Source organism: Arthrobacter livingstonensis (genome assembly GCF_003219815.1).
In the GTDB taxonomy this organism is placed as follows: domain Bacteria; phylum Actinomycetota; class Actinomycetes; order Actinomycetales; family Micrococcaceae; genus Specibacter; species Specibacter livingstonensis.
In genome coordinates this window covers 23556-48717 of the sequence record NZ_QJVD01000024.1, presented here as the reverse complement: position 1 = coordinate 48717, position 25162 = coordinate 23556, and the positions used below count along the sequence as shown (strand labels likewise).

Genomic DNA, 25162 nt, shown 5'->3' with positions numbered 1-25162 from the left:
GCACTGTTCTAGTTGTTATAGAATAACCAGATGCTGTTCCGTATTGACCCCTCAAGCGAAGCGACACTGTTCGCTCAGTTGGCGGCTTCGGTGCGCACGGATGCCGCCGCCGGCAGGTTGCGGCCAGGCGATCGGCTCCCGGCTGCCCGGGAAGTGGCGGCATCCCTGGGGATCAACGTGCATACCGTGCTGCACGCCTACCAGGACCTGCGTGAGGAAGGGCTGGTCGATATGCGACGCGGCCGCGGCGCGGTGGTCACCGATGCCGCCGAGCCCCTGGCGTCCCTGCATTCGGAGATCCTCTCGCTCGCCCGCTCCGCACGAGAGTTGGGCCTCTCCCCCGATGCGATCGCATCCCTCGTGAAGGAGGCCGCCCTTGAGCCATGAACGTCCCGATCCCGCCGTGCGACGGTTCGCGCTGGTCACCATCGTCCTACCAGCCGTCGTGACGACGGTCGGGCTGGTGGTCCAGCTCGCATCGTTGCCGCAGGCGCCGGCGCGGATCCCCCCGTTCTGGGACAGTTCGGGCGCGCCGAGCGGCTGGGAACCTGCGTGGCTGCCCCTGGCCCTTACCATCGTGCTCGGCTTCGGGCTGCCCGCAGTCTTCGGCCTGAGTTCACTGCCGAGCCTGCGCCGTGGCGATCGCAGCCCCACCTTCCGGATCTTCGGTGCCCAAGCCCTGGCAATCTCCGTCTTGCTGACCGTCGTCGTGACGTCCCTCCTGCTGCAAAGCCTAGGAACAGCAACAGAGGCTGGGAACCGCCTGTGGCACCTGCTCCTTGCTGGACTTGCCGCGGCAGTCCCGGCCGCTGCGCTCGGGTGGCTCCTACAGCCAAAGGGTTCGCCTCCAATGCCAGCACCCGCTGCCAGTGCAATCGACTTGGCACCGGGCGAGCGTGCAGCCTGGATGCGTACGACGTCGCTGCCCATCCCTGCGGTGGCGGTGATCACCGCGGCTGCGGTGATCATGGCCCTCAAAGCGGGCCTCACTTGGGCGCTCGGCGATCGAGCAGGCAGCGCGGCTCTCCTGACAGCCATCGCTGTGGCACTGCTCGCACTGCTGGCGGCCACCGCGGCTTTTCATGTGCGCATCGATGCGCACGGCCTCAGTGTCCGGTCCATGTTGGGCGTGCCACGCTTCCACGTTGCACTGCACGAGGTGGACTCGGTGACGGTTATCGATGCCCGATCCCTGGGCGTGCCGGGCAGTTGGGGCATCCGCATCCGCCGTGACCGAACAACGATCATCATGCGGCCAACCATGGGTATCCGAGTCACACGGCAAGACGGACGATCCCTCTTTCTCACCGTGGACGACGCCGCGACAGGCGCCGCACTGCTGCAAGCACTCGCAGCACAGGCCCCACGCCCGACGGACAATCCATCCACTCATCAATAAGCGAGACCGCAGAACCAAGACAGATGACGCCGCGACACAGGGTTCCAACGCTACGTCAACAGGTGGCCACGGCTGCCCAGGTCCTACTCAAACGCCAGGACTGGCAGAACACACCCACCCGGTGCGATGATGTCCCATGACGACCGAAGAACCTGGCAGCGAGCCGGAAGAGCAAATGTGTTGGTGTTGTGGCACCGTGTATCCCGAGTCACGGCTCATCCGTCTCGGGTCTCGCCCGGAAGCAGGCGTATGTCTGAACTGCACCATCCACCTTCGGAGAAGAGCCCGAGAGCGGTTGGCCGAGGGTCGGAGACCCCTAGCACGCTGGAAGGCGCAGGTATCCCGCCAAAGCCGTGAACAAATCATGGAACACCACTGGCACCAACGCCCCATCATCGGCCCCATACTGCGCTGGATCAACCGCCACCTGCTCTAAAACAGCCCTCCAGGACACGCCGCTATGAGAGATCTTCGGAACAAGAGGACCAAACCGTGCCCGACACAGGGACCCAGGCACCGTACCCCGTCCAGTGTCACTTCGGGGGCAACGCAGAGAACGGAAAAAATCGTGCGGTAGGGACACGCGGAGGCGAGTACCCCCCCGGTCCGTGGCTTGACCATGGGCGCTTCAGCCCAGGATATGGGGCTGGTCGATCACCCATAGCCACGTGCCGTCCGGTTGACGGCGCGCGACTTCCGCGGTGGCGCCGTTCGGGATACGTGTGGACGTCAAAGCAAGTTCGCCGTTGCGCACGGCAGGGAGTTGCTCACCAGGAGCGAACGTGGGCCGGTTGGCGAGTAACTCTTCATAGAACTGACGAATAGCGCGGTGACCTATTGCTTTCCGACCGGCCCCGGTAACCAGCACCGCGCCGGGTTCGTAGAGGGCCACCAGTCCTTCGATATCACCGACGTTCGCCCGTTCGATGAAGTATCGGCTCAGGTCCTCAGGCCGTACGGCGCCTTCGTGATTTGTCGCCAGACTCATGTATCAAACCTTTCGATAGGCAGACATTGCCGCTCAAGCCCCATGAACAATCATGCCCGTCGACGCCAACATGGAACTGACCGCTGCCTGGAGCTTGTTTTGACCGGCCAGGCAAGTTCTAGCGGTCGTTGCAACACCCCTCTGGAAAACGGGAGTTGCACCACGCTTTGCTCATCATCATGTTTCGGGCGTCGCTGTGTTCACTGTCGAGTTGAGCCAGGCGAGGATTATCCCCACACTTTCAGGGTCGAGGTGGGCGCCGGGTTCGTTGTATCCGTTCCCTGGCGACGCGGCGACTTCGGCCGGGCTGCGCGTGTCTTCCTTGAATACATGATTTGCGTTGGGCGGGAATGCGAAACTCACGTTGGCCCTCCCGGCCGTGGCCGCCTGAAGCGGGTCGCCGTCCGCGTGCCTGTCGATCTGCACGTCGCCCCCCCCAATCATCACCAGCGTGGGAATCTGGACCTTGCCCAGTGAGTCGGTCGTGGATTCGACCCACAGCTCACGGGCAAAGGGAAGGTTCGCCGGGGTCTCGAAGCTGGAGAGGACCATCTTCACGCTATCGGGCAGGGCCGGGTCGGGATTCATCGACTCCCCCGCCGTGTAGCGGGCTGCAGCTTCCTGGACCTTGGGCATCAGCTCTACCCCTCCGGGGAAGTGGGCAGACTGAAGAGCCAGTTGGGAGAGCAACACGTCCTGGATCGGACGTCCCGGTGGGGCCGCCAACACGATCCCGGTAAAGGGAAAGTCCTGGACGCTGGTGGCGTAATGGATCACATGCAGGGCGCCTTCGCTGTTGCCGAGTCCAACGATCCGCGATGAGTCAACAAAACCCAGTCCGGAAAGCGCACGGACGGCTCCCACCAGCTCATCCAGATGCGACCGCATGCTCAACTTCCCGAAGAGCTTGGGAACATTCTCCTTAGCATGCGGACCGGACACCCGCTTGTCATAACGCAGAGATGCGATACCGGCGTTGGCAAAAGCCTCCGCGAACAGCCGGCCGCTGCCGTTGCTCCCAGGAAGCAGCGGCGAACACCAATCCCTGTCAGTTGGACCGCTGCCGGCGACAAGGACCACGGCAGGAAAGGGCCCGACGCCGTCCGGACGGGCACAGTGCCCTCCATCGTGATGCCATCCAGATCCCAAGAAACATCCATAGAACTCATCATGGTCACAGTCTTCCGGCGAACCAACAACGGCACAAGGCTTCCACACCCAGGCCATAACCCGGGGACAGTTTCGTGATACCAGCGACCCGCGTTGGGCCACCCTAGGGCGAGACCGGCCGGCTTGGATCCGGGCCGACTTCTCCCCCCGAGTAGTGTCACCCACACGTCGCGTAATTCCCACGGTTCTGCAACGGGGATTCGTCTGTCGGTCAGCAATGAGCATGTCAGTGGTAGCCGCGTTTGAGGAGCGTCCCCGCCGATTTTCCAAAGTCCAGGTCACTCGGAATGCTGAAGTTGAGAGCGTCGGCATAGCGGGTGATGATGTTGAACAAGGCCGCGACTGCTGAGGCATCTTCTAGTTGCTGCGTGGTCATCCCGGACGCGAGGGCAGCACGCGCATCATCGGCGGTCATCAACCCCGGATCGACGGTGAGCTTGTCGTTAAACGCCATCGCCGCGCGAAGGTAGGGAGAAATCGGAGCGGAGGCCGGGTCCTCCAATGCTGCCGTGACCGTCTGCGGGTCCATGCCGCGCATGGCCACCGCCGTGTGTGCACCAATGCAGAAAGCGCAGGAATTACGTCGAGCGACGGCGGCGGCCATCAGTTCGCGCTCCGCCACCGACCACTCGCTGGGCCCGCGCATGGTCCGTTGAGCCCACTGGCCAAGGCCGGGACTGATGAAATCACGGTCGTAGAAGGCAACCCGTGCCGCATCCGGGAGCCGGACACCGCTGAGCATCGAGATGAACTGGATCAGGAGCCTGGTGCTCCACCTGCCCCCACGTTCAACGTCACGAAGTCGCATCAGTGGCCTCGGCAATAATGTGGGCTGCAGCGTCCCATCGCCTCATTCCGGCACCGGCCGCCGCGGCAAGAATGATTTCAAGCGCGGCACGATCCGAGCCGGTGCGTTGACGAACGGCGTCGACTTGATCGTCGGTCACCCGATAGGCGGCGGTGCCGATCTGTGCCGCAAGCTCGTCGTAGGGCTCTTCAACCACGCCGCGCCCGGCTGCCCGATTGAAAACTGCTTGGCGCAGTGCCGACTCGGTGACGCCCGGTCCTGTCACCCGCTTCCGCAGGGCCTCTGCGAACTCTGTATGCGAGCTGTTCTCCATGGAGCCCAATACTAGACCCCACCATGCCTGTCCCGGCCCGTGGACGGATTCGCTGAGCGGGGCTGTCCCGCAAGGTTGCCCTGCGGGACATGGAAACCATCACATCCAGCTATGAGTTGACCGTCGTTCAGACCTAAAAAATCACAATGCCCGAAATTCCATCCCCTGCCATCATTGGCAGCGTCTCGATCTCGAGACGACCCACCACCCCCTGCCCGAGCGTAAACTGGTCATCACGGACAGTAACCTGCACTGCGCCGAAGAGGATCACAGATGAAGCTGCTTTCGACAAGGCTGGCAGCCTAATCCGCGATGACGTCGGTACTCACCAAGAGTCACCCATCTTTTACTCATCTATTTCAACCGAAAACTACGGCAGTCGTTGACATGTCGTAGGCACCTACAACAGCGAAAGTTCCCGAGAATACACGACTATTGATAGACAGCGACACGCCTTAGCATCCAGATGGTGAGATTCTCTTGGTCACTGGTTCGATTCCAGTCCGGGGCACCAACATGGTCCTGACCTGCGGTTATATCCCGCAGGTCAGTGATTTTCGAGGCCAAACCCGCCCCCACTCCCCTTTTACTCCTCCAATTCAGCTAATTTTCCTCGCGCTGCAGCTCCCCTTTTTCAGCTGAACGGCCCCCCTTTTCCAAGGCACGCACTTGAAAAGCGCGAGAATACTAGGTTTTCACCCATCCGGGTACCTTGACGCTCTGGCGGATAACGGTGAAGCCTACGATCGTCCTGCTCTTTGTACTAAATGACTTCGGCACATACTTGGACTTGCCATCTGCTGCACGACGTCTAATGACCCACCCGACCTAGACAGCTCTGGCTGCATCGATTCCGACGGTAGGCCATGCCAGCTGGCGTGGCTCAACTGTCCCGGGCGTATCTGGACTCGCAACAACCTTGGCAACCCGGCCGCGGGGGTCAACGGCTCTCAGTTCCCTACCCGCCTCAAGATGGAACGCATGAAGTGGACCAGTGTTTTCATTCGGTACGCGACAAAGAGGGTTGGTCCTGGTTTTTGCATGCCCCGTTCAGCGTCCCACCACCCGGGGAATCAACGAACGGGTCGTACGGAAACTCCCAGAGCCCACAACTCAAGAACCGCAGGTCAGCACCCTATTTGTCCGAGGAAGTACCGGCTTGCGGGACAATTGCAAATGCCTATACGGGACGCGCTTCAAGGACGCCAAATCTGCAGGTCGCGCAACTAACCGCGCTGGATGTCAGCCTTACGGGTATGCCCGAGGAACGTATAGTGCCACGTCAGTTGCGCGGAGTACGATGCCGTCATGGACGTCATTCTTATTCCCGGACTCTGGCTCGAGGCGTCCTCGTGGGACGCGATCCTTCCCGCCCTCGAACGTGCGGGGCACATTGCGCATCCATTGACGATGCCCGGCACTGGTGAGCCGGCGGCCGAGTCGTCGTCCATCGGCATCGCCGACTGGGTCTCCGCGGTGGTGGCCGAGGTCGATCGCCTCGATGGGCCGGTCGCCATCGTCGGCCACAGCGCAGGCGGAAACGTCGCCTGGGGTGCCGTTGATGCGAGACCCGACCGAATAGCCCGGGTCGTGTTCGTGGACACGGCACCACCCCCGAACGGGAGCGGGATCTCCAAGTTCAACGTGGTCGACGGTGTAATCCCCTTTCCGGGGTGGGATTACTTCGATAGTGACGACGTCGCCGATCTCAACGAAACTGTACGTGCCCAGTGGGCTGAACGGGCAAGGTCGGTGCCCGAGCAGGTTCCGGTGGAGGAGCTGGAGTTGCACAACGACCTGCGATACGGCGTGCCGGTCACGATCCTCTCGAGCTGGATGGACGAAGACGCGTACCGGGCGGGAATGGCACACGGAGGTCGGTTCGGCGAGGAATTCGAGGCAATCGCCGATGTCGAGGTCGTTAAGCTCAACTCAGGACACTGGCCACAGTTCTCCAAGCCGTTGGAGTTGGCTCGGGCGATTGTCAACGCGCTGCGCTAACACGGCCCTTCGAATATCTGGTGCGGAATGCCGGCCCATTCTTTGAGTACCAACTGGTCACACTGGAGAGGATGGCTCGGCACAACGCGCGCTCAACTTAACCGAGCGCCCGTAAAGCGTTCGGCGAAAGGGACGGTCGCATGTGGACGATTTACCTTGTAGCTGGATGGTCGTCATTAACCCACGTATTGCCTGACGATATCTGACAAGGCCCTCGATGCGCGTCTCGAGTCTCCCGTGAGAATTGTCAGTTCGGAACTGTGACAGAGACTCTGTCAAGGAAGCCGTCCGACGGTGGAGTATGAAGACAGACGAAACAGAGGTGTACCAGTGGAGCAGGCAGATCATGAGGGGATCGCACGGGCGTTGAGGGAACACCCGGCGAAGAAAGGCGTGGTATTTAACATCGCTGTCACGGTGCTGGAGGTCGGCGGGGGCATCGGACTCTTCCACCTCGCCAAGGGCATCAGCGGAAATGACGTTGCGGCATACCTGGCCGGTAGCATCGCCCCGCTGTTGGGAGCGTTGGTCGTCTGGGTGCGCTCGAGGAAGTTCAGCGGCGCCTCAGCAGCAATGTTCGCGTTCGTTGCACTGTCGGCCGTGGTGGCGCTGGTGGTAGGCAGAACGGATCCGAAAGTGTTGCTGTACAAGGACTGCGCCATCACCGCGCTGGTCGGCTTGGTGTTCGGTCTGTCCTGTGTGCTGATGCCTCGCCCGGTGGTGTTCTATTTCGCTCAGCGTTACGGTACGGACGGGACCCGTGAAGGTATGTCCGCGTTCGACAAAATGTGGGTCGCCTACCCGGCCTTTCGCCACGGCATGTACCAGATCAGCATCATCTGGACCGTGATCTACCTCCTCCAGACCGGCGCCACGGCCCTGATCATTGCCTCCACGACCTTCTCAACGGCCTACAACTGGAACCAGATCCTGCCGATCACCGCTTTCGTGGTGGCGATCGGCCTGACGGTGATCATCGCCCGCCACGGCCAACGCATCGGTCGGCAGGAAGCCGCAGACGCCGCAGGTGATCAGGGGAATAGCTCCAAGTGAACGCCCCCGAGAGTTCCCGCGGGCTCGTCTGGAATGCCACCCGATAGACACGCGTATGCCGAAACGACAAACCCTGAGTGTCCGTAGGCCGTTCCGGATACGGTTCAGGCCTGGCATCGGTCATTCAACAAATTAACAAATCAACCCAGTCTGCCCGCGCGGTTTTGCGGGGTGGCGGTGGTGTTTCGGGAACGTGAAAGATCGGCGTAGATCCACGCCGGCGTGGACGGTTCACTCCAGCCCGGATTCGAAGCCCTGCCGCCAACTCGAATAGGACGGTTGCCACGCCAATTCTTCTCTGGCCTTGGCATTGGATGATCCCCTGATCCGGGTTATCATTGACATTCCCATGTCGCCCACCAGCGGCCCGGCGATCCATGCCGGCAGCCGCATCGGGGGTTTCGCACCGATTGACTCTGCCAGGTACGGCAGCCACCGCGACACCGGAGCCGGTTGGTCATCGACAATGTTGTAGATGCCCGGCTTCCCATGCGTGACGGCCGCCACGGTAGCAGCGGCTGCGTCGTCGACGTCGCAGAACGACCACACACCCGCTCCACCGGCCACGAGCGGAAACCGGCGTCCGGCCACCATCTCCAGGAGACCGCCCCCTTTTCCAAGTCCGGTCCCGGGTCCGTACAGGCTGCCGTACCGCAGTGCCATTCCGTCAATGCCGGCCGTGTGGGTTACTGCATTTTCCAGGTAACGGATCGCCTCAACCGTCTTGAGCGACGCCGCCGCCGGAGTGGGATCAAGCGGGTCTGTCTCGACCTTGATAAGGCTCCCTGTGGGTTCATTTGGCCAGCCGGTGTAGCTCTGAGCGATGAAGCGCTGTGCCCCGGCAGCTACGGCAGCGGCCAGCAGATGGTCTGTGCCCTCCGTGCGGAGCCTGTTGGTGGTAGCGAAATCCTGGCCAAACTTTCTAGGATTTCCACCCATGGCCGCAAGCGAGGTGAGTTCATGAATGACCACGTCGGGGTGCGCTTCCGAAACCGCCCGGCCAACCGATGCCAGGTCCAGGCCGTCCAGCACGATTCCCCGCGCGCCGGCTGCTTCGATGGTGGCGATCTTGGCGGGAGTAGTTGTTGTTCCCGTAACTTCGAAGCCCGCCGCAACCAAGAGCGGGAGTAGCCGTCGCCCGATCGCGCCAGAGGCACCGGCAACAAAGACACGTTTTTTCATCGTCCACCTCGGCAGCGCGCAGGCATATTTCCTTCGACACTACCCTTCACGCGGGGCGACCGTCCAGAACTGCTTGACGCAACAATCCCACTGCCGACAGCCCCACCTCCAGACCAGAGACGGGAACCACTCAACCCGCTACGGAACTACAGCGGCCACCACACCGCCCGGCAAAATCTTGGCGTCGAATATTTCACTTATCCCCAACCCCTAACAGAACTGGCAACCACCACTCATCCACCACTCGACGACGACACAGCCTGATTTCATCCCCCAGCATCCCGACCCCACCCCACTCGCAGCCCGTCCCCAACTCGCCGCCCAGCCCGACACGTTGGTGGTCCGGGTTCGCAGGCGGGCGAGTGGGCCAGACGGACTAATGGCCTTGCCGAGGTCCTGACGCGGTGAAATACCGTCCGGTGATCGTTCCCCCTACGGGCGCCCCGCAATGTCGATTGGTACCTCGAATCAGCCTTAAGGCGAACGTTGAATTACCCTCCGTTGATCGTCCCGGTGGTGATGGGCGCTTGAGTGCGGGGCGGTGCCGCCTGTTCCCGTCGGCGGTCCGAAGGCTACAGGGCCTTCGCGGGTGTGGGGCGGTTGGGTCGTAGCGCGCCGAAGTGAGTGGGGTGTGGTTTCGCGGTGGCAGGTGTTCGCGCCGATGGGGCGCAGTTATACCGACGCGGGGTTCTTATTTCCTCCCCTTGCTGGGACCATGGGTTTGGGGTTCTGGGATAGGAATGTTCATGGGCGTGCTGGCTGGACGGGTTGTCTTGGTGACTGGAAGTTCGAGGGGAATCAGGTCCGCGATCGCTATGGAGTTCGCGGCTGAAGGCGCCGCGGTTGCGGTGCATGGTCGTGATGAGGCGGCAACGGCAGCGGTCCGGGATCGCATCGTCGCGGCCGGCGGGCGCGCCATGATGGTGCTTGGCGAGGTAACCTCCCCTGTAGATGTCGATCGGATCAACACGGAGATCGAGGCCGGCTTGGGTCCGCTGGACATACTGGTGGCTAACGCAGGAGGGAACCCTGTGCGCCCGGGCCCGCTCGAGTTTATGGGTCTGGATCAATGGAGAGCCGCGGTCGATGCGATCCTCACTGCGACGTTTGTGACGATTGCTGCGATTCTGCCCGGGATGAAGGAACGTGGTCGTGGGTCGATCGTGACGATGTCCTCGGCGGCCTCTCGCCGCCCGACACCACAGTCCCCGGTGGCGTATGCGGCGGCGAAGGCTGGTATTGAAGTGCTGACCAAATGGTTGGCGGCGGAGGCGGGGCCCTCGGGTGTGCGTGTGAACTGCATCGCCCCCGAAACAATCCTGACCGAGCGTAACCAGTGCTTGATCCCCGCCGATGCGCAGGAACGTCTCGCGCAAACCCATCCGCTTCGACGACTCGGCACCCCCCATGATGTCGCACTGGCCGCCGTGTACCTGGCAAGTGACCAGGCACAATGGGTGACCGGCATCATTCTCGACATCGCCGGCGGAGCCGTGCTGAACTAAACAGTCCAGCTCACCGTCTCCGGCCAACCGCAATCGCGTCCGTTGCCCTTGATTGCCGCCTACTGTGTGAGGATCCGACGGTGTGCCCTCAGGCATGGTCACTGATTAGTGGCGGCTGGCCATCACTGGTCAGCCGGTGGCGAGGCTGAAGGCGCCGCGGGCGAGGGCGAGGAGTTCCGGGGCGGTGGCCTCGTTGAGGGGTTTGTCGGGGTTCGCGGTCATCAGTACGGTGGCGTAGGTGCGCCCGGTGGTGCTGCGTGCGAGCCAGCCGAGGGTGAGCACTCCGGGTTCGGAGCCGGCTTTGAACCACATCCCGGACCAGTCCCGGGTGTTCAGGTGCAGGCCGCCGTCATTGGCCGACATTATTGCGGTGAGGGGGTTGAGTGCCGGTGTGCGGGCCATCTGGTCCAGCCCGGCCAGGGCCCGGCACACATCCTGGGGGGAGGCGTACCACTCCAGGGTGGTGATGTCGCGGGGTTGCTGCCAACTATTGACCGTGTTGAGCGGGATGCGGTCGATGGTGTGGTTTAAATATGCCAGTCGCGCCGTGGGGCTGAGGGCCAGGTAGGCGTTGCGGTATTTCGGGTAGTCCGTGCCCTTGAGGATGGACAGTTCCCTGGTGCGTAGGAAGGGCACGTTCCGGGCCGAGTTGGCCGAGCCCAGGGTGTGTTGCATCGACTCGATTGCCCCACGGCCGACCGTTGCCGCCAGGAGATCCGCAGCGGTGTTGTCGCTGATCGAGACCATCTTCGTGGCGGCGTCCTGGACGGTGACTGTGCTCCCGTCGGGCCGATTCTGCAACACCCCAGTGGGCAGGCTCTTGATTTGGCTGGTGATGGTCAGCTGCTGGTTCCAGCGCAACGTTCCGGATTCGATCTGCTGGGCGACCGCGCCCAGGACATACAGTTTGAACATGGAGGCCAGAGGGGCCGCCCGCGTGGCGTGCACCGCGTGGATTGTGGTGCACGCGCCGTAGGCGCCCACCTCGGCGATGACCATCCCGACCTTGGGTGCCACCGCGGTCAGGCGTTCGTCGAGTTCGCTCCAGGAGGTGCGGGCGGGGTTCGGTGTGCTGGCCGGTGTGATGAGCAACCCCTCGATCTTCCCCTCGGGCTGGGTCGCCAGGCTCAACTGCAACTTCCCTTCTCCGCTTTCCACCACCGCGACCAGGTGCGATGGTCTAGACCCGGGGACGATCGAGGTCACCTCGAGGCCGCCTGGCGGGGTCACCGCCGTCAGGATCTGGTTGATCTTCGTGGGTCGTACCTGGGCCAAGAACGCGGCGTCGAAGTGCCCCTTGACGGTGGCGGGGTCAATCGGCAGCGCCCGGCTCGCGTCCAGCAGCCATGCCAGCTGTTTTCCGGCCGGTGTCGCCGGCACGCCAGACTCGGCCGACGGGGACGCGGGTGTCGGGGACGCGGTGCTCACTCGGCGGCGGGGTTCGTCGGGGTTGATGGGTGACGCGGTTTGTCGGGGTTAATGGGCGCCGGGTCAGTTGCCGACCCGCGCATGGGTGAATCGGGAAATGACTCGGGGCCACTGCTGCGCGGTGGGTGACGTTCTTGGCTGGCGTCCGTACCGGGCTGTGGCCGGTGCTGGGGGCGTTGTCGGGCTCGGTGTCGGAGCAGCGCGATGGCGGCGATGATGACGGCCAGCGGGATAATCCCGCCGAGGGGGCCGGCGATGGCGAGGAACGTGGGGGTCGAGACGGTCAGGGCGAGGAGTGTCTCGGCGGCGGCGGCGAGGAGGAACAGGGCCCCGGCCAGGGCTGTGGCTGCGCCCAGGTCGCGCCTGGTCGCGGGGTCGGCAAGTCGTTGTTTGAGTGCGCCGGCGTGGTCGCTGTCGGCGTCGCCGGCGATGATCTGCAGGCCTGCGAGCAGCAGTGGGCGACCAATCGCGGCGGAGATCAGGCAGGACAGCGCGATGACGGCGAGGGCGGCGACGTCTCGAAGTTTCAGCGGTAGAACGGCGTTTCCGAACAGCAGTGACAGACCGACCGCGGCGGCATAGGCGGCGATGACGATCACGGCGGCCGCGTCGAGGCGACGGCGCCGGACGCATCGGGTCAGCGCCCAGAGCAGCGGGATGCCGGTGGCGATAAGCAACGCCTCGGCGGAGGTATGGACGTGGGGTCGGGCGATCAGGTACACAGGCCACGGCAGCACACCCACGACCACCGCGGTTGCAACGGCCTTGGCCGCTGGTGCCAGGAGCCGCCGTCTCGAGCGCGGGCTGGACGAGTAGACCTGTGCCAGGCGGTGGTGTTGCAGCCAGCGCGGCGGGTGCCTGGTGCGGACCCGCATGAGCAGGATGAGCGCCACGAGGGACACGATGAACGGTGCCTGAAGCTCAGAAGCCGTCATCGGTCCTCGCCAGTTTCGACTGGGCGCCACAACAGCCCCGCGACCTGGCCCGTGCTGGTGTAGACGGCCCGACACGACGCATCCAGGTGCTCGAAGGTCAGGGGCAGTTCGACCACGGTCAGGCCATCTCGCACGCTTACCGCCGCTACCCCGGTGCGAACCAGAGATCCCCACCGCGCATTGATGCGGGTCCGGGTGGACTGCAGCAGTTCACGAGAGAGGATCTCGGCCATCCTGGCCGTCAGAACCTTCTCCACGACCTCCCAGCGACCGGCCAGGAGGTCATCGGCCAACTGGACCGTCAGCTCCACCGCCCCGTCCAACGGGAGCTCATCCGCGTCTGGCGGGTCGATCGTTTCCGAGCCGAAACGCTGAAATGCGGCCTGTCGGGTTATCCGCAGCAGTCCACCGATCTCCGCCCAGGTGTGTCCTTCGCTGCGGGCTTGGGCGACCAGTGCCCGCAGCGTGTCCTCCACGATGAGGTTAAGGCTCCGGGTGGCCGCGATGGCCTCCATGACTGAGCTGTCATCGGCACCATCACTCTGATGCAAGACCTCGGCCGCCGCGTGGGCGTTCGAAACCAACATCGCGCCCATCACGTCGCGTTCCGCTTGCCTTCTCATCACCACGCCACACTTGTAAACGTATCCTTTACGCACTCGTGTGTCAAGGCTGTCTTTACGCACTGACATCAATCCGATCCCAATGGCTGACTACTCGCGCAGTATTGGTCAAGGAATAGCTGCAGCGTTACCCGATTTCTGATCCGATCAGGACGGTGGCGCGGTGTTCCCATTGTGCCTGCCCGTGCATACGCTGTGGTCACGGAGAGGATGCGGTGTGATGACGTACGAGCCCGTCTTGGGCCAAATAAATTTGGTGGTTCGGGACATGGACGCCGCCGTGGCCTTCTATCGTCACCTTGGCCTGACAATAGACGCAGGGCCGGGAGCAGTGCATGCCTCCAGCCGGCTCCCCAACGGCATGCTCCTCGAGTGGGACAGCGTCGAGTTCGTGCCGCACTGGGACTCAGGTTGGGCAGGTAGCACCGGGGGCAGTGCGGTGATTGGGTTCTCCGTGACCACGCCCGAGGCCGTAGACCGGATCTATGCGGAGTTGACCGGCGCAGGACACGAGGGCCATCAACAGCCCGATGACGCTTTCCGGGGTTCCCGCTACGCGATCATCGATGATCCCGACGGCGACAGTGTTGGGATCATGGGTCCGGAAGAACCGGAACGGAAGTCCTGGCCACCCACCCCGCCGCCACACGGGTCCTGACCTCCACGCTACGCACGTGGCGTAAGCGACAGGATGCCAGGAAAGGGTTCCCCCGACGTGCGCCGATGGGGTTGAAGGATAGTCCCAAGTGCGCTTTCACGACGGCGCGAAATAGCGCCTGCTGATCAACCCGCTACCTGAAGGTGGCGCTTTGGTTGGTGCGCCCAGGTTTAGCTCGGAAACTTCGGGCACCGGCGGCAAACAAATTGACCGGGGCGAGAAGGCCGGCGGTGGCAAGGAGCCACCTCGTGCTGCCGCCCGCCACAGCGTCGGTGATGGGAGCATGGCCGAGCAGATACAAGCCCTGCCAGAGCATTGTTCCGCCGCGGTGCCCGGACACCGCACAAATACAGGCCACGTGAATAACGGTCCTTAGCAGCAAAACACCACAGAATAGGCTGGCACGGCCCCGGATTCCCTTGCCACGGGCCGCCGGATTCGCCGAGGGGAGAACGTGTCATGTCGGGGGACTCTGTCCGGACAGTCCGATTCGACACCCCATCGTCTGCCTCGAGGCTGAGGGGATGGAGGAATGGGCTGGTGGGGGCGTGGACCCGTTTCATGGGCCCGGGGCGGATGCGACGCCGGATTCGTAGGCGAAGACGACCAGCTGGGCGCGGTCGCGGGCACCGACCTTGGACATGGCGCGCGAGACATGGGTTTTCGCCGTTGTCGGGCTGATGCCCAGACGCGTGGCGATCTCGGCGTTGCCGAGCCCCTTCGCGGCAAGCGCCGTCACCTCCCGCTCCCTGTCCGTGAGCGAGCCCAGCCGCTCCCTCAGTATCGGGTCGCGCCCGGGAACTGAGGCAAACTTGGCAATGAGCCGTCGTGTGACGCTCGGCGCCAGCAGGGCATCGCCGGCGGCCACGGTGGCGACGGCACGGCGCAGCTCCTCCGGTTCCAGGTCCTTGAGCAGGAATCCGCTGGCCCCGGCACGCAGTGCGGCAAAGACGTAGTCGTCAAGTTCGTAGGTGGTGACGATGATGACGCGGCTGCCCGAGAGCTTCGGGTCGGTACAGATCTGTGCCGTGGCGGCCAGCCCGTCCAGGACCGGCATTCGGATGTCCATCAGGACCACATCGGGGCGGGTGCGGCGGACGAGTTCGACGGCGGCCCGGCCGTCGGCGGCCTCTCCGACCACCTCCACGTCACCGCCGCGTGCCAGGATGGCGCGGAACCCCTCCCGGATCAGGGCCTGGTCGTCGGCCAGGACGACGCGGATGCTCACGGTTCCCCCAGCGGCAGGCGGGCTTCGACGCAATAGCCACCGGCGGCCGTGGTGCCCGCCTGGACGGTACCGCCGGCCAGTTGGGCGCGCTCCTGCATGCCGGCGAGGCCGAAGCCGCCGGTGCCGGGGGATACGGGGCGGCCGTCGTCCGCCACGAGGATGTGCAGGTCCGGACCCTGGACCGTGACGGCGGCGGTGACGTTGGCCGCGTCCGAGTGCGCCATCACGTTCGAGAGCGCCTCGGTAACGATCCAGTAGGCCGTCAGCTCTAAAAACGCGGACAGTCCGGCGTGTTCCGGGGGCAGCTCGAGCCGAACATTCAGCCCGCTGGCCCGGGCCTTCTCCGCAATCCCGGCCAGCTGGGCCAAGCCCGGTTGCGGTGCCGGGGAGCTTGTCGATTCGCCGCGGAGGGCGCGCAGGGTCTCGTGGAGCCCGGGCAGCACGTCGCGGGCCGCGGTGCGGACAGCTTGGATGGACTTGCGGGCCTGTTCGGGGTCGTCGTCGAGGGCATCGAGAGCTACCCCGGCCTGGACGGCAATGACGGAGAGCGTGTGGGCGAGCACGTCATGGAGGTCGCGGGCGATCAGCAGACGCTCGGCCGCCATGTGCTCGCGCAACGCGCTCTCCCTATCGTGCGCCGCCTGCGCGGTCCGCGATTCTGCCTCCAGGCGCCGCTGCCGGACGACGGCGCCAATGAGCACGGCGCCGCCCATGGATGCGGCCGGTGCTATAACGGCCGGTGAGTACCAGGGCACCGGGTTGGGTGGGATGACGGAGAGGAATTCCGCGGCGACTACCAGTGCCAGGCCGGTGGCGATGGTGCGCAGCCCGCGGCCGTGGGCGGTCACGGAGTAAAACGCCACGAAAAACACGATGCCGGGAGCCTCCCCGGGATAGCCCACCAGGTGGTAGCCGTAGACCAGCACCAGGGTGGCGACGGAGACCAGCACCGGTGCGCGGCGACGAAAAACGAGCACGGCCGAGGCCGCAATGGCGATGGCGTAAGCCCCCACAGCGGGCGGAACGGGATCCTGGCTGTACGTCAGTTCCACCCAGGTGCCGAAAATGACGACGACGGCAACGATCCCGGCCAGCACGAAGTCGATCCGGGCATCGTCCGCCCGACTCCTGATTGAGGCCTCCCCGTCTGCCATGTCGCCAGCATAGCCCCACCGGTGGCCGCGTCGCGGGGCTTTGCCGGTCACCACGTCAGGCATCCGGCACCGTCGTGGACGGCGCCGTCGTGGACGGCGCCGTTGTCGACAGTGTCGTTGTGGACAGGGCCGGACGACGGCGGCGTCGGACCGGCATGCCCGGGCGGCGGTAGGCGAGGACGGCTACCCCAGACAGCCCCAAGCCCCACGCAGCCAGTACCGCAATGCTGGAGAGGGTCGGCCGCTGCCCGGCCGCTATCCTCCAGCCCAGGCTGGCCAGCTGGTAGGTGGGGAGGGCGTGGGCAAAGCTTGCCATGCCGGATGGCAGGATCGCCGGGGGCACCCACAGCCCGCCCATGGCGGACATTGCCATGTACAGCCCATAGCTTACGGGGTAGGCGCTGTCCGCGCCGAGGGCGTAGCCGATGGCAATCCCGAGCGCCGCGAACACGGAACTTCCCGCCCACATGGCCCCAGTCAATGCCAGCCACTGGCCGGGGGTGAGGGCGACACCCTTGAGCAGTGCCGCCGTCGTGCACACCAATACAATGGCCGGCAGTGCCGTAGCGACGCTGGCCGCCACCTTGGCGAAGAGGACCTGCGAGGTGGGGAGGGGCATCGCGTGCAGCTGTTGCAGCCAGCCGATCTGGCGTTCCTCCGCGATGCGCGGCGCCGTCGTGGACAGCACGGCCCAGATGGCACCGTAGGCGGCCATGGCCACCATGATCTCCACCGTGCCCTTCAGCTGCCCTGGCTGCACGGGGCCGCCGCCGAACAGGGTGGCGAACAGCAGGTAAAAGCCGATCGGTGCCAGCACGGCCAGGGCCAGGTACTTGGGGTCGCGGAGCATGCGGATGATTTCCAGGCGAAGAAAGTGGGTGCTCATGATGGGTCCTTGGTGAGGATGCGGAATGAGTCGTCAAGGGTGGGCGCGGCGACTTCCAGGTTGCGCCATGCGATGGTGCTGGCGACGAGAGCCCTGATGGTGGTGTCGGGGTCGCCCGTGCGCACGCTGGCCCGGTTGCCCGAAAGCTCCACGTCGCAGGCGCCGGGAAGTGCCTCCAGCTGCCGACGCGCGCCCGCGTCGGGATCCAGTGAGAAGCGGATGGTACTCAGTCCAGCCAGTCGGCGGATGGCCTCCGGTGTGCCATCGGCGATGACGGAACCACCCATCATGACAACGGCCCGTCCGGCGTTCTCGCTGACCTCTTCGAGGTAGTGCGTGGCAAAGAGCAGCGTCCGTCCGGTGCTGGAGTAGGCGCGCATGGCTTGCCAGAACTCGGCGCGGCCGGTGACGTCCAGGGCCGTGGTGGGCTCGTCCAGGACCAGGACCTCCGGGTTGGCGACGGCCGCCAGTGCGAAGCGGAGCCGCTGCGACTGGCCGCCGGAGAGCCGGTTGACGCGCCGCCTGGCCAGGGTAGAGAGCTGGGCCAGTTCCAGCGTCTCGCCCACGCCCAACGGGTGGGGGTACAGGCGGCTGCCCAGGGTGAGCAGTTCGGACACGGTGACGCCGGGCATGAAGCCGGCGTCTTGGAGCATGGCTGCAATCCGGCCCCGCAGCACGGCCGCCCGCGGCGCCGTGCCGCAAATGGCGACGTGTCCGGCGTCGGGTGCCGTCAGGCCGAGCATGACGGCGACGGTAGTGGACTTCCCGGCGCCGTTGGGACCCAGCAGCGCCACCGTTTCGCCGCGGTCGATCTGAAGGTTCAGCTCCCGGACGGCCGCCACGGGGCCGTAGTTCTTATCTACGCCTCCGAGGGACACGGCCGGTTGCTGCTGCGTGTCCGGGCCCTCGTGGCGTCCCGTTCGTGTTCGGGTGTGACTGGTTGTTTTGTTCATGGCTTCAGTGTGCGTGCCTGACTCGGACTGCCGCGTCGGCCCAACAGACAAACCCACTACGCCCTTGGGACCATGCGGCGGGCCGTGGACTACGTCCCGGGGATCATCCGGGTCCCGGCCGCTGATCACGGCCTCACCCGGCACCGGTGCTATCGCGACGACGACGACACCCCGGACATGCTTGAGCCCATGGAAACGGGCAGCTACGACACAGTGGTGACCGACGGCGCAACTGCCCTGCAGGGGGGCCAGGAAGTCCCCACAGTTGTACGAAGGTCAGCACCGGGGTATGGCGGGCCCGTATTGTAGTCGCGCTCAGAGAACCCAGAACCTGACGGTGCGGAGCAACCGCGTCTCGTCGTCGGCGTCGGCCGGTGGTTCAATCGTGGACTGGATCACGTCGAAGCCACGGCAGTCCCCCGAGTGGAGCACGACTTGTTTGTTCATTCCGGCGATCACCTCCGCCGAGAGGTGGAATGGGATACGGAGGCGCTTCGCTATCAGCCGCGCCTGGAACGCGCTATACAGTGCCAGGTACACGAGACACTCGTCCTTCGGATAGTCGATCTACTGGAAGCGGAAGGTGGCGCCAGGGTCGATGCCACAGCGCCCGGTAGCTGTCGCGATGTCGTTGAGAGCCTCGTAGCTGCGATCGGATCATCGCCGAGCGGATCGCGCCCCTCAGGCTGGGGAGCTGGTCAAATATCTCGCCCAAGGTTCGGCTTTCGGAGTGTCTCAGAACTTCCGCTAGAAGTTCGAGAATGGAACCATTGACTCTCACACAGTGTGAGACGGAATCCTCGGAGACTGGCGCATAGCCTCTGGTGGTAGCGCTGGTCTGCGTTGTTGGTGTGTAATCTCGCTACATCGTGGACAGTGAATCTCACTTCCTCGTGGACGCCGGGTCTCACTACTTTGTACACAGCTACCGGCACTGTGGCGCCGGTAGCTGTGTACGTGGTTATCGAGTGGCCATCACATCGGGTTGTTCTTCGTGGCGTTTGGCAAATTGGTCCTCGTAGTGGTCTCGTTTGAGATCCCATTGTTTTGTCGAGTACGCCGCCTGAACGCCTTGAACAGAGTATGAAGCAACGTAACGGCCGCGGACATTCAGCGCAACCATCGGCAGCGGGAAGGAGAATACGATCTCACCTGTGGCTGGGTCGGTGAGCAGGAAGGCGTCGTCGGTGATGGTCCGGTAGAACTGGCGGTCGGCGTAGGGCGTGGGCAAGGAGACGTGGAAGCCTTGGTAATAGACTTGCCGGTTCGCGCGGGTGATCTCTACGACTGACTGGTCCGCGGCCCGGTCTTGGGCGTTTTCATCGGGCAGGATTTCCCCGGTCTTGGAGATCGTCAGTGCTGCCCGGTCAAGGTCCCCCTGACGGCGTGCGCGTACTTGCGTGTAGTACGAGGCTTTCGCTTCCAGGACCGATAGGGGAATCGGCTCCGTTGCCGGTGTATGTTCCAGTAAATCCCAGGCTGTACGCGGTGTGGCATGGTCCAGGGATTGATGCGGACGGCGGTTGTTGTAGTGATCGCGAAAGCGGCTAATCCGGCCCTGGAGCTGCTCGAGAGTGGCGGGCTGATGCGCGTCGAGGAACCGCAGCAGGGTTTGGTGAGAGCGCTCATTCTTGCCTTGCGTGGTGGGTTTGCCGGGCAGGCCGCTAATCGGCATGGTCCCTTTGGAGGCGAGGAAGATTTCAACGGAACCGATCCTGCCGGCCCGCAGCTGGTTGAACGCCAATGAGTTGTCCGAAAGCACCTCTTTTGGCGGGCCGTAAGCGGTGATGGCTCGTTCGAGCACGTCCTTGGCATCGGCACTGTTCTCGGCACGGGAGTACGCTACTGTGCCCACATCGAAGCGCGAAGCGTCATCGAGGAGCTGGTACACGGTGACAACTTCTCCGCCGGCCAGGCGGTACTCAAAAGCATCCAGTTGCCACAACGACATCACGGTGGCGCGCACGAACGGGATGTACGAGGACTTCGGGCGTTTCCTAGGGGCTGCGTCGACGTGGCCGACGCTGGAGAGCAGGCGGGCTATCGTCGCGACCGAAGGAACCTTCCCGCCCGGAAACTTTTCTTGCTGGCTCGCTTCGTAATAGATCGAGCGTGGGCCGTAGTCCCAGCCATCGGCTTTGAGTTGCTTGCGGATCTTCACCAATTCGTTAATGACCCCGGCATCATATTTGCGGGCCGGAGTCTTCGGTGCACGGGAGCGGGGGTGAAGGGCCGCCGTGGATTCATGGACAGCACGGCCGCGAATCTTATAGAAAACGCTGCGGGAAATCTTGATCGAGCGGCAAAAATCCGTGACCGAGAGTGCATGAGGCTGCAGGGGATCGAAGTTGATGATGGCAGCACGCGTCTGGGGTGAAAGAGAGTTCGTCATTCAACGACTATCGCCGCCAACCCGTCGGTAAAAGTGTCTCCGATGTGGTGAGACAGCGTGTCTCCGATGTCATGAGATCGTGTGCCCACGAAGTGATGAGACAGGACATACAAAGTAGTGAGACCCGGCGTCCACGAGGAAGTGAGATTCACTGTCCACGATGTAGCGAGATTACACACCAACAACGCAGACCAGCGCTACCATCCGGGGCTATGCGCCAGAGACATCATGTTCAACATTGGAGAGTTCGCGTCGATAGGCAGGGTGTCCGTCCGGATGCTCAGACACTACGACGAGATCGGCCTGCTTCCCCCCGCCATGGTGGATTCCCACAGCGGATACCGCTCCTACGAGGGGAAACAGTTCGCTGTGCTTGGGGCCATCCTGGCGTTCAAGGACCTTGGATTCCGGCTCGATGAGGTAGCGCTGATCGTGCAGGGCGAAATCGATGACGATGTCCTTCGCGAGATTTTGACCGCCCGGCGCACGGAACTCGCCCGGCAACTTGACCTCGACGCAGCACGGCTGCTCCGAATCGACACGCGACTCCGTCATCTCAAAGGAGAACCACCCATGTCCCCCATCACCACCGAACTCAAGCCCCTGCCGGCCGAGATCGTCGCCCAGGCAAGCGCCATCGCCCCGGGTTTCGGGCCCGAGAACATCACTCCGGTCATCGGGCCGTTGTTCGGCCCGCTCGCCCGCGATCTCGCGACCGCAGGAGTCAGGCCGGGATCCCAATCCATCGCGATGTACGAGGCAATCGAATCAGGTGACGGCGAGGGGGCACGCGTATACGCGGCGTTCCCTGTCGGTGCCGAGGTCTCCGCGGGCAAGGGCTTCACCCTCTCCAATGTCCCAGCCGTTGCCCTCGCCGCCACGACTGTTCATTACGGTTCCATGGCAACCATTGGAGAGTCTTGGCAGGCCCTCCACGCGTGGATCGATGATCATGGTTATGAACTGGCTGGGGTGTGCCGCGAACTGTACATCCTCTCAGAGCCAGAACCTCAGGAGAACTGGGTAACCGAACTGCAGCAACCCGTCACCCGCCCTTGACCAGGCACTGCCCGGACACGCACCAGGCTCGTGTCCGGTGAGGGTTCCCGCTTGGAAGAAGCAAAGAATGGTCAGCGTGGCATCGGCCAAGTTGGAAGAGTTCGACCTGGCTGCGCACTACGGGGTGCGAGACCTGGTGGCCTCCCTCGAACCCTGCCCGGCCCGAACAGCCTGTGGCAACACCCGAACCACCCACAGCTGTCGTGCTGGCCCTCCTTCGACCTCAAGAGCAGCCTTCGTCGACCCGGCGACGGGGCCGGTACCGAGGAACTGCTCAGCTTCACGCCCTACAGATGCGACGCCGCTACTGAAACCACTGAAAGATCGAGGTGCGAGTCATGGATGACCAAGCAGCCGTCGCCGCTAACGATCCCGAAACAGCGCGGGCCGACTCGATAGCGGGAGAGCTCGTCACCGAGACCTTCGAGTACGACGGTGGACGGCAGGTCACCGTGTACGTGCCAACGGAGCCGCCCTAGGCAGTCGTGTTCGCCGGTGACGGCCAGCTGATCTCGCAGTGGGGCGGATACCTCGAGGCCGCCGACGTACCGCCCACGATGATCGTCGGTGCCTACCGGACGGCCGATGAGGATGAGATGGTACGCATCCATGAGTACTCACCGTCGTTCGATGAGGAGCGGTTCGCGGCACACGAGAGGTTCTTCGTCGAGGACGTCCGCCGATGGGTGCGGTCGCGCTTCGGCGTCGCGCTGCCCGCCGAACGCACCGCGGTGTGCGGCGTGTCGGCCAGTGGAGAGCTCTCACTGGCCATGGGGCTTCGGCATCCGGACATCTACGGTGCGGTCTTCTCCGCCTCCCCAGGCGCCGGCTACCGACCGCCTGCGGTGATGCCCAGCCCGCTACCGCGCACCTATCTCGTCGCCGGCACACTGGAGCCGTTCTTCCTCGAGAACGCGACCCGGTGGGCGGACGCACTGCGCGATGCAGGCGCGGACGTCGTGATGACGGAGCGTGTCGGCAAGCACGGCGACCCGTTTTGGGCAGGCGAGTTCCCGCGGATGGTTGCGTGGGCGTTTGGAGACGCTAAATCAGCGCTGGCGAAGGCCAAGGACGCGTGACACCAGGACCGACATCTATGGCGTTGGCGCCGACTTGTCCCACCGACGGCTGACCGTTCACGGTCCACGGGCTGCTGATGACCGTCGCGGTCAGGGCTAAAGCGCACAAGCTCCGTCCCTCTGGACTGAATCGCCGAACATCCATCGAAAGTTCGAGGAAGGAACCGCCTACCCAGCATCTCGCCCAACCGAGGCGTCCGCACTGACATCAGCGGGGCCGTGTCAGTAGACGTTCCGCTTGCGAGCAGCTATTCAGAGCGAAATCTGGTCACAATCACATGTGTGTGGCCCCGAAAAGGTGTCCGCTTTACGTGAGCCTATCGACGCGTGGTCAGCGGGCGCCTGCTGCGAGGCGGCGTTTTGGCGTGGGGCGCCGTTGCCGCGAGGCGTGATCAGAGTTAGCTGATCTTGTGACGGTAGCTGGCGATCGCGAAGGTGTAGGCGACGACGAGGATGCCGAGGAACCAGCCGAGGGCGACCCAGATGTCACTGCCGATGGGTTGTTGTGCGAATAGTGCCCGGATGGTGTTCACGATGGAGGTCACGGGCTGGTTTTCGGCGAACCAGGCGACGGGGCCGGGCATCGAGCTGGTGGGCACGAACGCTGAGCTGATAAACGGCAGGAAGATTAGCGGGTAGCTGAATGCGCTGGCGCCGTCGACGGTCTTTGCCGAGAGTCCGGCGATCACGGCGAGCCAGGTCAGGGCGAGGATGAACAGGATCAGCATTCCGGCAACGGCGAGCCAGGCGGAAAAGGAGGCTCCGGTGCGGAAGCCCATGATCAGGGCGACGCCGATGACAACCGTGACGGAAACCACGTTCGCGGCCAAGGAGGTGAACACGTGCGCCCAGAGCACGCTGGATCTGGCGATGGGCATGGACGCGAAGCGTTCGAAGATGCCGCCTTGCAGGTCCAGGAAGAGCCGGTAGGCGGTGTAGGCGACGCCGGAGGCGATCGTGATGAGCAGGATGCCGGGGAGCAGGTAGTTCACGTACGACTGGCTGGATCCGGTGTGGATCGCGCCACCGAGGACATACACGAACAACAGCATGAGCGCGATGGGGGTGACCACGGTGGTGATGATCGTGTCGGGGCTGCGCAGGATGTGGCGTAGCGAGCGTCCGGTGAGCACGCTGGTGTCTGCGATGACGTGGGCACTCATCGGATGTCCTTTCGGGTCGTGACGCTGCTATCGATGCGGTACTCAGCGGTGGTGCCGGTAGTGGCGGTGTCACCGACGAGGGCGAGGAAGACGTCCTCGAGAGAGGGCTGCTTTTCTACGTATTCGACAGTGGCGACGGGAAGGAGCTGCTTGAGTTGGGCGAGGGTGCCGTTCTGGATGATCGTGCCCTTGTGCAGGATCGCGATGCGGTCGGCGAGTTGTTCGGCCTCGTCGAGGTACTGCGTGGTGAGCAGCACCGTCGTGCCGTGACCGGCGAGTTGCTTGACCGTCTGCCACACCTCAATGCGTCCTTCAGGGTCCAGCCCGGTCGTTGGTTCGTCAAGGAAGATGATTGGGGGGTTCCCGATCAGGCTCATCGCGATGTCGAGCCGGCGCCGCATGCCACCTGAGTAGGTTGAGCCCCTGCGGTTGGCTGCGTCGGTGAGCGCGAAACGGGCAAGTAGATCATCAGCGATCGCGCCTGGGTTCTTCAAATGACGCAGCCTGGCGACCAGCACGAGGTTCTCCCGCCCGGTGAGGATTTCATCGACCGCGGCGAACTGGCCGGTGAGGCTGATGGACTCCCGCACGTGCGCAGCTTGCGTAGCGACATCGAAACCGTTCACGACAGCCGTCCCTGCACCCGCTTTGAGCAGCGTGGACAGGATGTTCACGACCGTGGTCTTGCCGGCCCCGTTCGAGCCCAGCAGCGCGAAGATGCTCCCCGCCTCCACATCGAAGTCGACGCCCCGAAGCACGTCAACGTCCTTGAACGACTTTGTCAGGCCCTTCACACGGATCGCTGCTTGAGTACTCACTTCCGTTCCTCTCGCTCGGCGTCTTCGATGGCCTTGTTGAGACGGGCGCGCTCCTTATCGATCCAGTGCGTGCCCGCGTAGGCCTGTGCGAAGGTCTCGGCGAAGTCGACCGGGTCGTCACCGACAATCTCGCGCACGGGCGTCCCGTCGACCGCGGCACGCTCCCACAAGTCAGCCAAGTCGCCGAACATTCTGATGAGGGTCCGGCCATCGGTGAAGCCCCCGTAGTACATGAAGTAGCGGTGCATGGCCTGCGCGGCACTCCCGTACGGCTCGGGCAGGGCCTCGAGGCGGGCCTTTTCCTGCTTGTACTGCTTCTTTTGCTCAAGCGATCCCGTGAGGGTCTCGATCCACTTTGCTGGCATTG

General features: G+C 63.9%; 28 protein-coding genes. 10 read left to right on the top strand and 18 right to left on the bottom strand.

Annotated features, from left to right (window positions below; all coding sequences use genetic code 11):
- Positions 1 to 30: 30 nt before the first annotated feature.
- Both CVV68_RS18170 and CVV68_RS18165 read left to right on the top strand, forming a co-directional pair.
- Entirely contained in the window at positions 31 to 387 is a 357-nt protein-coding gene (locus CVV68_RS18170; RefSeq protein ID WP_110502415.1) for a GntR family transcriptional regulator, read from the top strand.
- Complete coding sequence (locus tag CVV68_RS18165) at positions 377 to 1399, top strand: hypothetical protein (protein ID WP_110502414.1); 1023 nt, start codon at positions 377 to 379, stop codon at positions 1397 to 1399. The genes CVV68_RS18170 and CVV68_RS18165 overlap by 11 nt, the downstream gene beginning before the upstream one ends.
- A gap of 628 nt (positions 1400 to 2027) precedes the next feature.
- Here the strand turns inward: CVV68_RS18165 and CVV68_RS18155 are convergent.
- From CVV68_RS18155 to CVV68_RS23620, 5 genes are all read right to left on the bottom strand, one after another.
- A complete protein-coding gene (locus CVV68_RS18155) occupies positions 2028 to 2387 on the bottom strand; it encodes a YybH family protein (RefSeq protein ID WP_110502412.1) in 360 nt (119 codons plus the stop codon).
- Positions 2388 to 2564: 177 nt separating this feature from the next.
- Positions 2565 to 3275 (bottom strand): alpha/beta fold hydrolase, encoded by a 711-nt coding sequence (locus tag CVV68_RS18150; RefSeq protein ID WP_211320898.1) that lies wholly within the window; start codon positions 3273 to 3275, stop codon positions 2565 to 2567.
- A 508-nt stretch (positions 3276 to 3783) separates the two neighbouring features.
- Positions 3784 to 4365: a carboxymuconolactone decarboxylase family protein gene (locus CVV68_RS18145; RefSeq protein ID WP_110502411.1), complete on the bottom strand. Its 582-nt coding sequence runs from the start codon at positions 4363 to 4365 to the stop codon at positions 3784 to 3786.
- Positions 4352 to 4678, bottom strand: coding sequence for a hypothetical protein (locus CVV68_RS18140; RefSeq protein WP_110502434.1), 327 nt, complete (start codon positions 4676 to 4678; stop codon positions 4352 to 4354). Before CVV68_RS18140 ends, CVV68_RS18145 begins: the two co-directional genes overlap by 14 nt.
- Positions 4679 to 4811: 133 nt before the next feature.
- Entirely contained in the window at positions 4812 to 4970 is a 159-nt protein-coding gene (locus tag CVV68_RS23620) for a hypothetical protein (protein WP_170133244.1), read from the bottom strand.
- A 1016-nt stretch (positions 4971 to 5986) separates the two neighbouring features.
- Between CVV68_RS23620 and CVV68_RS18135 the strand changes: the two genes are divergently transcribed.
- Positions 5987 to 6679, top strand: coding sequence for an alpha/beta fold hydrolase (locus CVV68_RS18135; protein ID WP_110502410.1), 693 nt, complete (start codon positions 5987 to 5989; stop codon positions 6677 to 6679).
- A gap of 294 nt (positions 6680 to 6973) precedes the next feature.
- Positions 6974 to 7732 carry a VC0807 family protein gene (locus tag CVV68_RS18130; protein ID WP_170133243.1) on the top strand — a complete coding sequence of 253 codons (759 nt, stop codon included), beginning with the start codon at positions 6974 to 6976 and terminating at the stop codon, positions 7730 to 7732.
- Positions 7733 to 7963: 231 nt separating this feature from the next.
- Here CVV68_RS18130 and CVV68_RS18125 read toward each other — a convergent pair whose 3' ends face one another.
- A complete protein-coding gene (locus tag CVV68_RS18125; RefSeq protein ID WP_110502408.1) occupies positions 7964 to 8914 on the bottom strand; it encodes an NAD-dependent epimerase/dehydratase family protein in 951 nt (316 codons plus the stop codon).
- Positions 8915 to 9660: 746 nt separating this feature from the next.
- On the opposite strand from CVV68_RS18125, the gene CVV68_RS18120 reads away from it, so the two are divergent.
- Complete coding sequence (locus CVV68_RS18120) at positions 9661 to 10419, top strand: SDR family NAD(P)-dependent oxidoreductase (RefSeq protein WP_211320897.1); 759 nt, start codon at positions 9661 to 9663, stop codon at positions 10417 to 10419.
- A gap of 129 nt (positions 10420 to 10548) precedes the next feature.
- On the opposite strand, the gene CVV68_RS18115 is transcribed toward CVV68_RS18120, so the two are convergent.
- From CVV68_RS18115 to CVV68_RS18105, 3 genes are read right to left on the bottom strand one after another with little or no spacing between them, the layout of a single operon-like run.
- Positions 10549 to 11799, bottom strand: a complete 1251-nt coding sequence (locus tag CVV68_RS18115) for a serine hydrolase (protein ID WP_146238954.1) — start codon at positions 11797 to 11799, stop codon at positions 10549 to 10551.
- A 44-nt stretch (positions 11800 to 11843) separates the two neighbouring features.
- Entirely contained in the window at positions 11844 to 12782 is a 939-nt protein-coding gene (locus CVV68_RS18110) for a VC0807 family protein (protein ID WP_110502405.1), read from the bottom strand.
- The gene (locus CVV68_RS18105) at positions 12779 to 13405 is read right to left on the bottom strand and encodes a DUF3887 domain-containing protein (RefSeq protein WP_110502404.1); all 627 of its coding nucleotides are present in this window, start codon (positions 13403 to 13405) and stop codon (positions 12779 to 12781) included. Before CVV68_RS18105 ends, CVV68_RS18110 begins: the two co-directional genes overlap by 4 nt.
- Positions 13406 to 13625: 220 nt before the next feature.
- On the opposite strand from CVV68_RS18105, the gene CVV68_RS18100 reads away from it, so the two are divergent.
- On the top strand, positions 13626 to 14063 hold the full coding sequence (locus CVV68_RS18100) for a VOC family protein (RefSeq protein WP_110502403.1): 438 nt from the start codon (positions 13626 to 13628) through the stop codon (positions 14061 to 14063).
- 559 nt (positions 14064 to 14622) lie between these two features.
- Here CVV68_RS18100 and CVV68_RS18090 read toward each other — a convergent pair.
- The 4 genes from CVV68_RS18090 to CVV68_RS18075 are packed head-to-tail and all read right to left on the bottom strand — an operon-like array spanning position 14623 to position 18284.
- On the bottom strand, positions 14623 to 15291 hold the full coding sequence (locus CVV68_RS18090) for a response regulator transcription factor (RefSeq protein WP_110502401.1): 669 nt from the start codon (positions 15289 to 15291) through the stop codon (positions 14623 to 14625).
- Positions 15288 to 16445: a sensor histidine kinase gene (locus tag CVV68_RS18085; RefSeq protein ID WP_170133242.1), complete on the bottom strand. Its 1158-nt coding sequence runs from the start codon at positions 16443 to 16445 to the stop codon at positions 15288 to 15290. Before CVV68_RS18085 ends, CVV68_RS18090 begins: the two co-directional genes overlap by 4 nt.
- A gap of 55 nt (positions 16446 to 16500) precedes the next feature.
- A complete protein-coding gene (locus CVV68_RS18080) occupies positions 16501 to 17331 on the bottom strand; it encodes an ABC transporter permease (RefSeq protein WP_110502399.1) in 831 nt (276 codons plus the stop codon).
- A complete protein-coding gene (locus CVV68_RS18075) occupies positions 17328 to 18284 on the bottom strand; it encodes an ABC transporter ATP-binding protein (RefSeq protein WP_110502398.1) in 957 nt (318 codons plus the stop codon). Before CVV68_RS18075 ends, CVV68_RS18080 begins: the two co-directional genes overlap by 4 nt.
- A gap of 84 nt (positions 18285 to 18368) precedes the next feature.
- Between CVV68_RS18075 and CVV68_RS18070 the strand changes: the two genes are divergently transcribed.
- Complete coding sequence (locus CVV68_RS18070; protein WP_146238953.1) at positions 18369 to 18593, top strand: hypothetical protein; 225 nt, start codon at positions 18369 to 18371, stop codon at positions 18591 to 18593.
- A 6-nt stretch (positions 18594 to 18599) separates the two neighbouring features.
- Here CVV68_RS18070 and CVV68_RS24675 read toward each other — a convergent pair whose 3' ends face one another.
- The gene (locus CVV68_RS24675) at positions 18600 to 18731 is read right to left on the bottom strand and encodes a hypothetical protein (RefSeq protein WP_281268303.1); all 132 of its coding nucleotides are present in this window, start codon (positions 18729 to 18731) and stop codon (positions 18600 to 18602) included.
- 514 nt (positions 18732 to 19245) lie between these two features.
- Positions 19246 to 20676 (bottom strand): integrase core domain-containing protein, encoded by a 1431-nt coding sequence (locus CVV68_RS18060; RefSeq protein WP_110502395.1) that lies wholly within the window; start codon positions 20674 to 20676, stop codon positions 19246 to 19248.
- Between the two features lie 228 nt (positions 20677 to 20904).
- Here CVV68_RS18060 and CVV68_RS18055 point away from each other — a divergent pair, with 228 nt between their 5' ends.
- The 3 genes from CVV68_RS18055 (at position 20905) to CVV68_RS18050 (ending at position 22814) form a co-directional block, all read left to right on the top strand.
- On the top strand, positions 20905 to 21735 hold the full coding sequence (locus tag CVV68_RS18055; protein WP_110502433.1) for a MerR family transcriptional regulator: 831 nt from the start codon (positions 20905 to 20907) through the stop codon (positions 21733 to 21735).
- A 338-nt stretch (positions 21736 to 22073) separates the two neighbouring features.
- Positions 22074 to 22214: a hypothetical protein gene (locus CVV68_RS23975; protein WP_211320896.1), complete on the top strand. Its 141-nt coding sequence runs from the start codon at positions 22074 to 22076 to the stop codon at positions 22212 to 22214.
- 6 nt (positions 22215 to 22220) lie between these two features.
- A complete protein-coding gene (locus CVV68_RS18050) occupies positions 22221 to 22814 on the top strand; it encodes an alpha/beta hydrolase (RefSeq protein ID WP_211320895.1) in 594 nt (197 codons plus the stop codon).
- A gap of 398 nt (positions 22815 to 23212) precedes the next feature.
- Here the strand turns inward: CVV68_RS18050 and CVV68_RS18045 are convergent, their stop codons facing one another.
- Genes CVV68_RS18045 through CVV68_RS18035 form a run of 3 tightly spaced genes read right to left on the bottom strand, consistent with a single transcriptional unit; the run spans position 23213 to position 25160 of the window.
- Positions 23213 to 23977 (bottom strand): ABC transporter permease, encoded by a 765-nt coding sequence (locus tag CVV68_RS18045; RefSeq protein WP_110502394.1) that lies wholly within the window; start codon positions 23975 to 23977, stop codon positions 23213 to 23215.
- Positions 23974 to 24795 (bottom strand): ABC transporter ATP-binding protein, encoded by an 822-nt coding sequence (locus CVV68_RS18040; protein ID WP_110502393.1) that lies wholly within the window; start codon positions 24793 to 24795, stop codon positions 23974 to 23976. Before CVV68_RS18040 ends, CVV68_RS18045 begins: the two co-directional genes overlap by 4 nt.
- Positions 24792 to 25160 carry a DUF1048 domain-containing protein gene (locus tag CVV68_RS18035; protein WP_110502392.1) on the bottom strand — a complete coding sequence of 123 codons (369 nt, stop codon included), beginning with the start codon at positions 25158 to 25160 and terminating at the stop codon, positions 24792 to 24794. Before CVV68_RS18035 ends, CVV68_RS18040 begins: the two co-directional genes overlap by 4 nt.
- Positions 25161 to 25162: the final 2 nt, after the last annotated feature.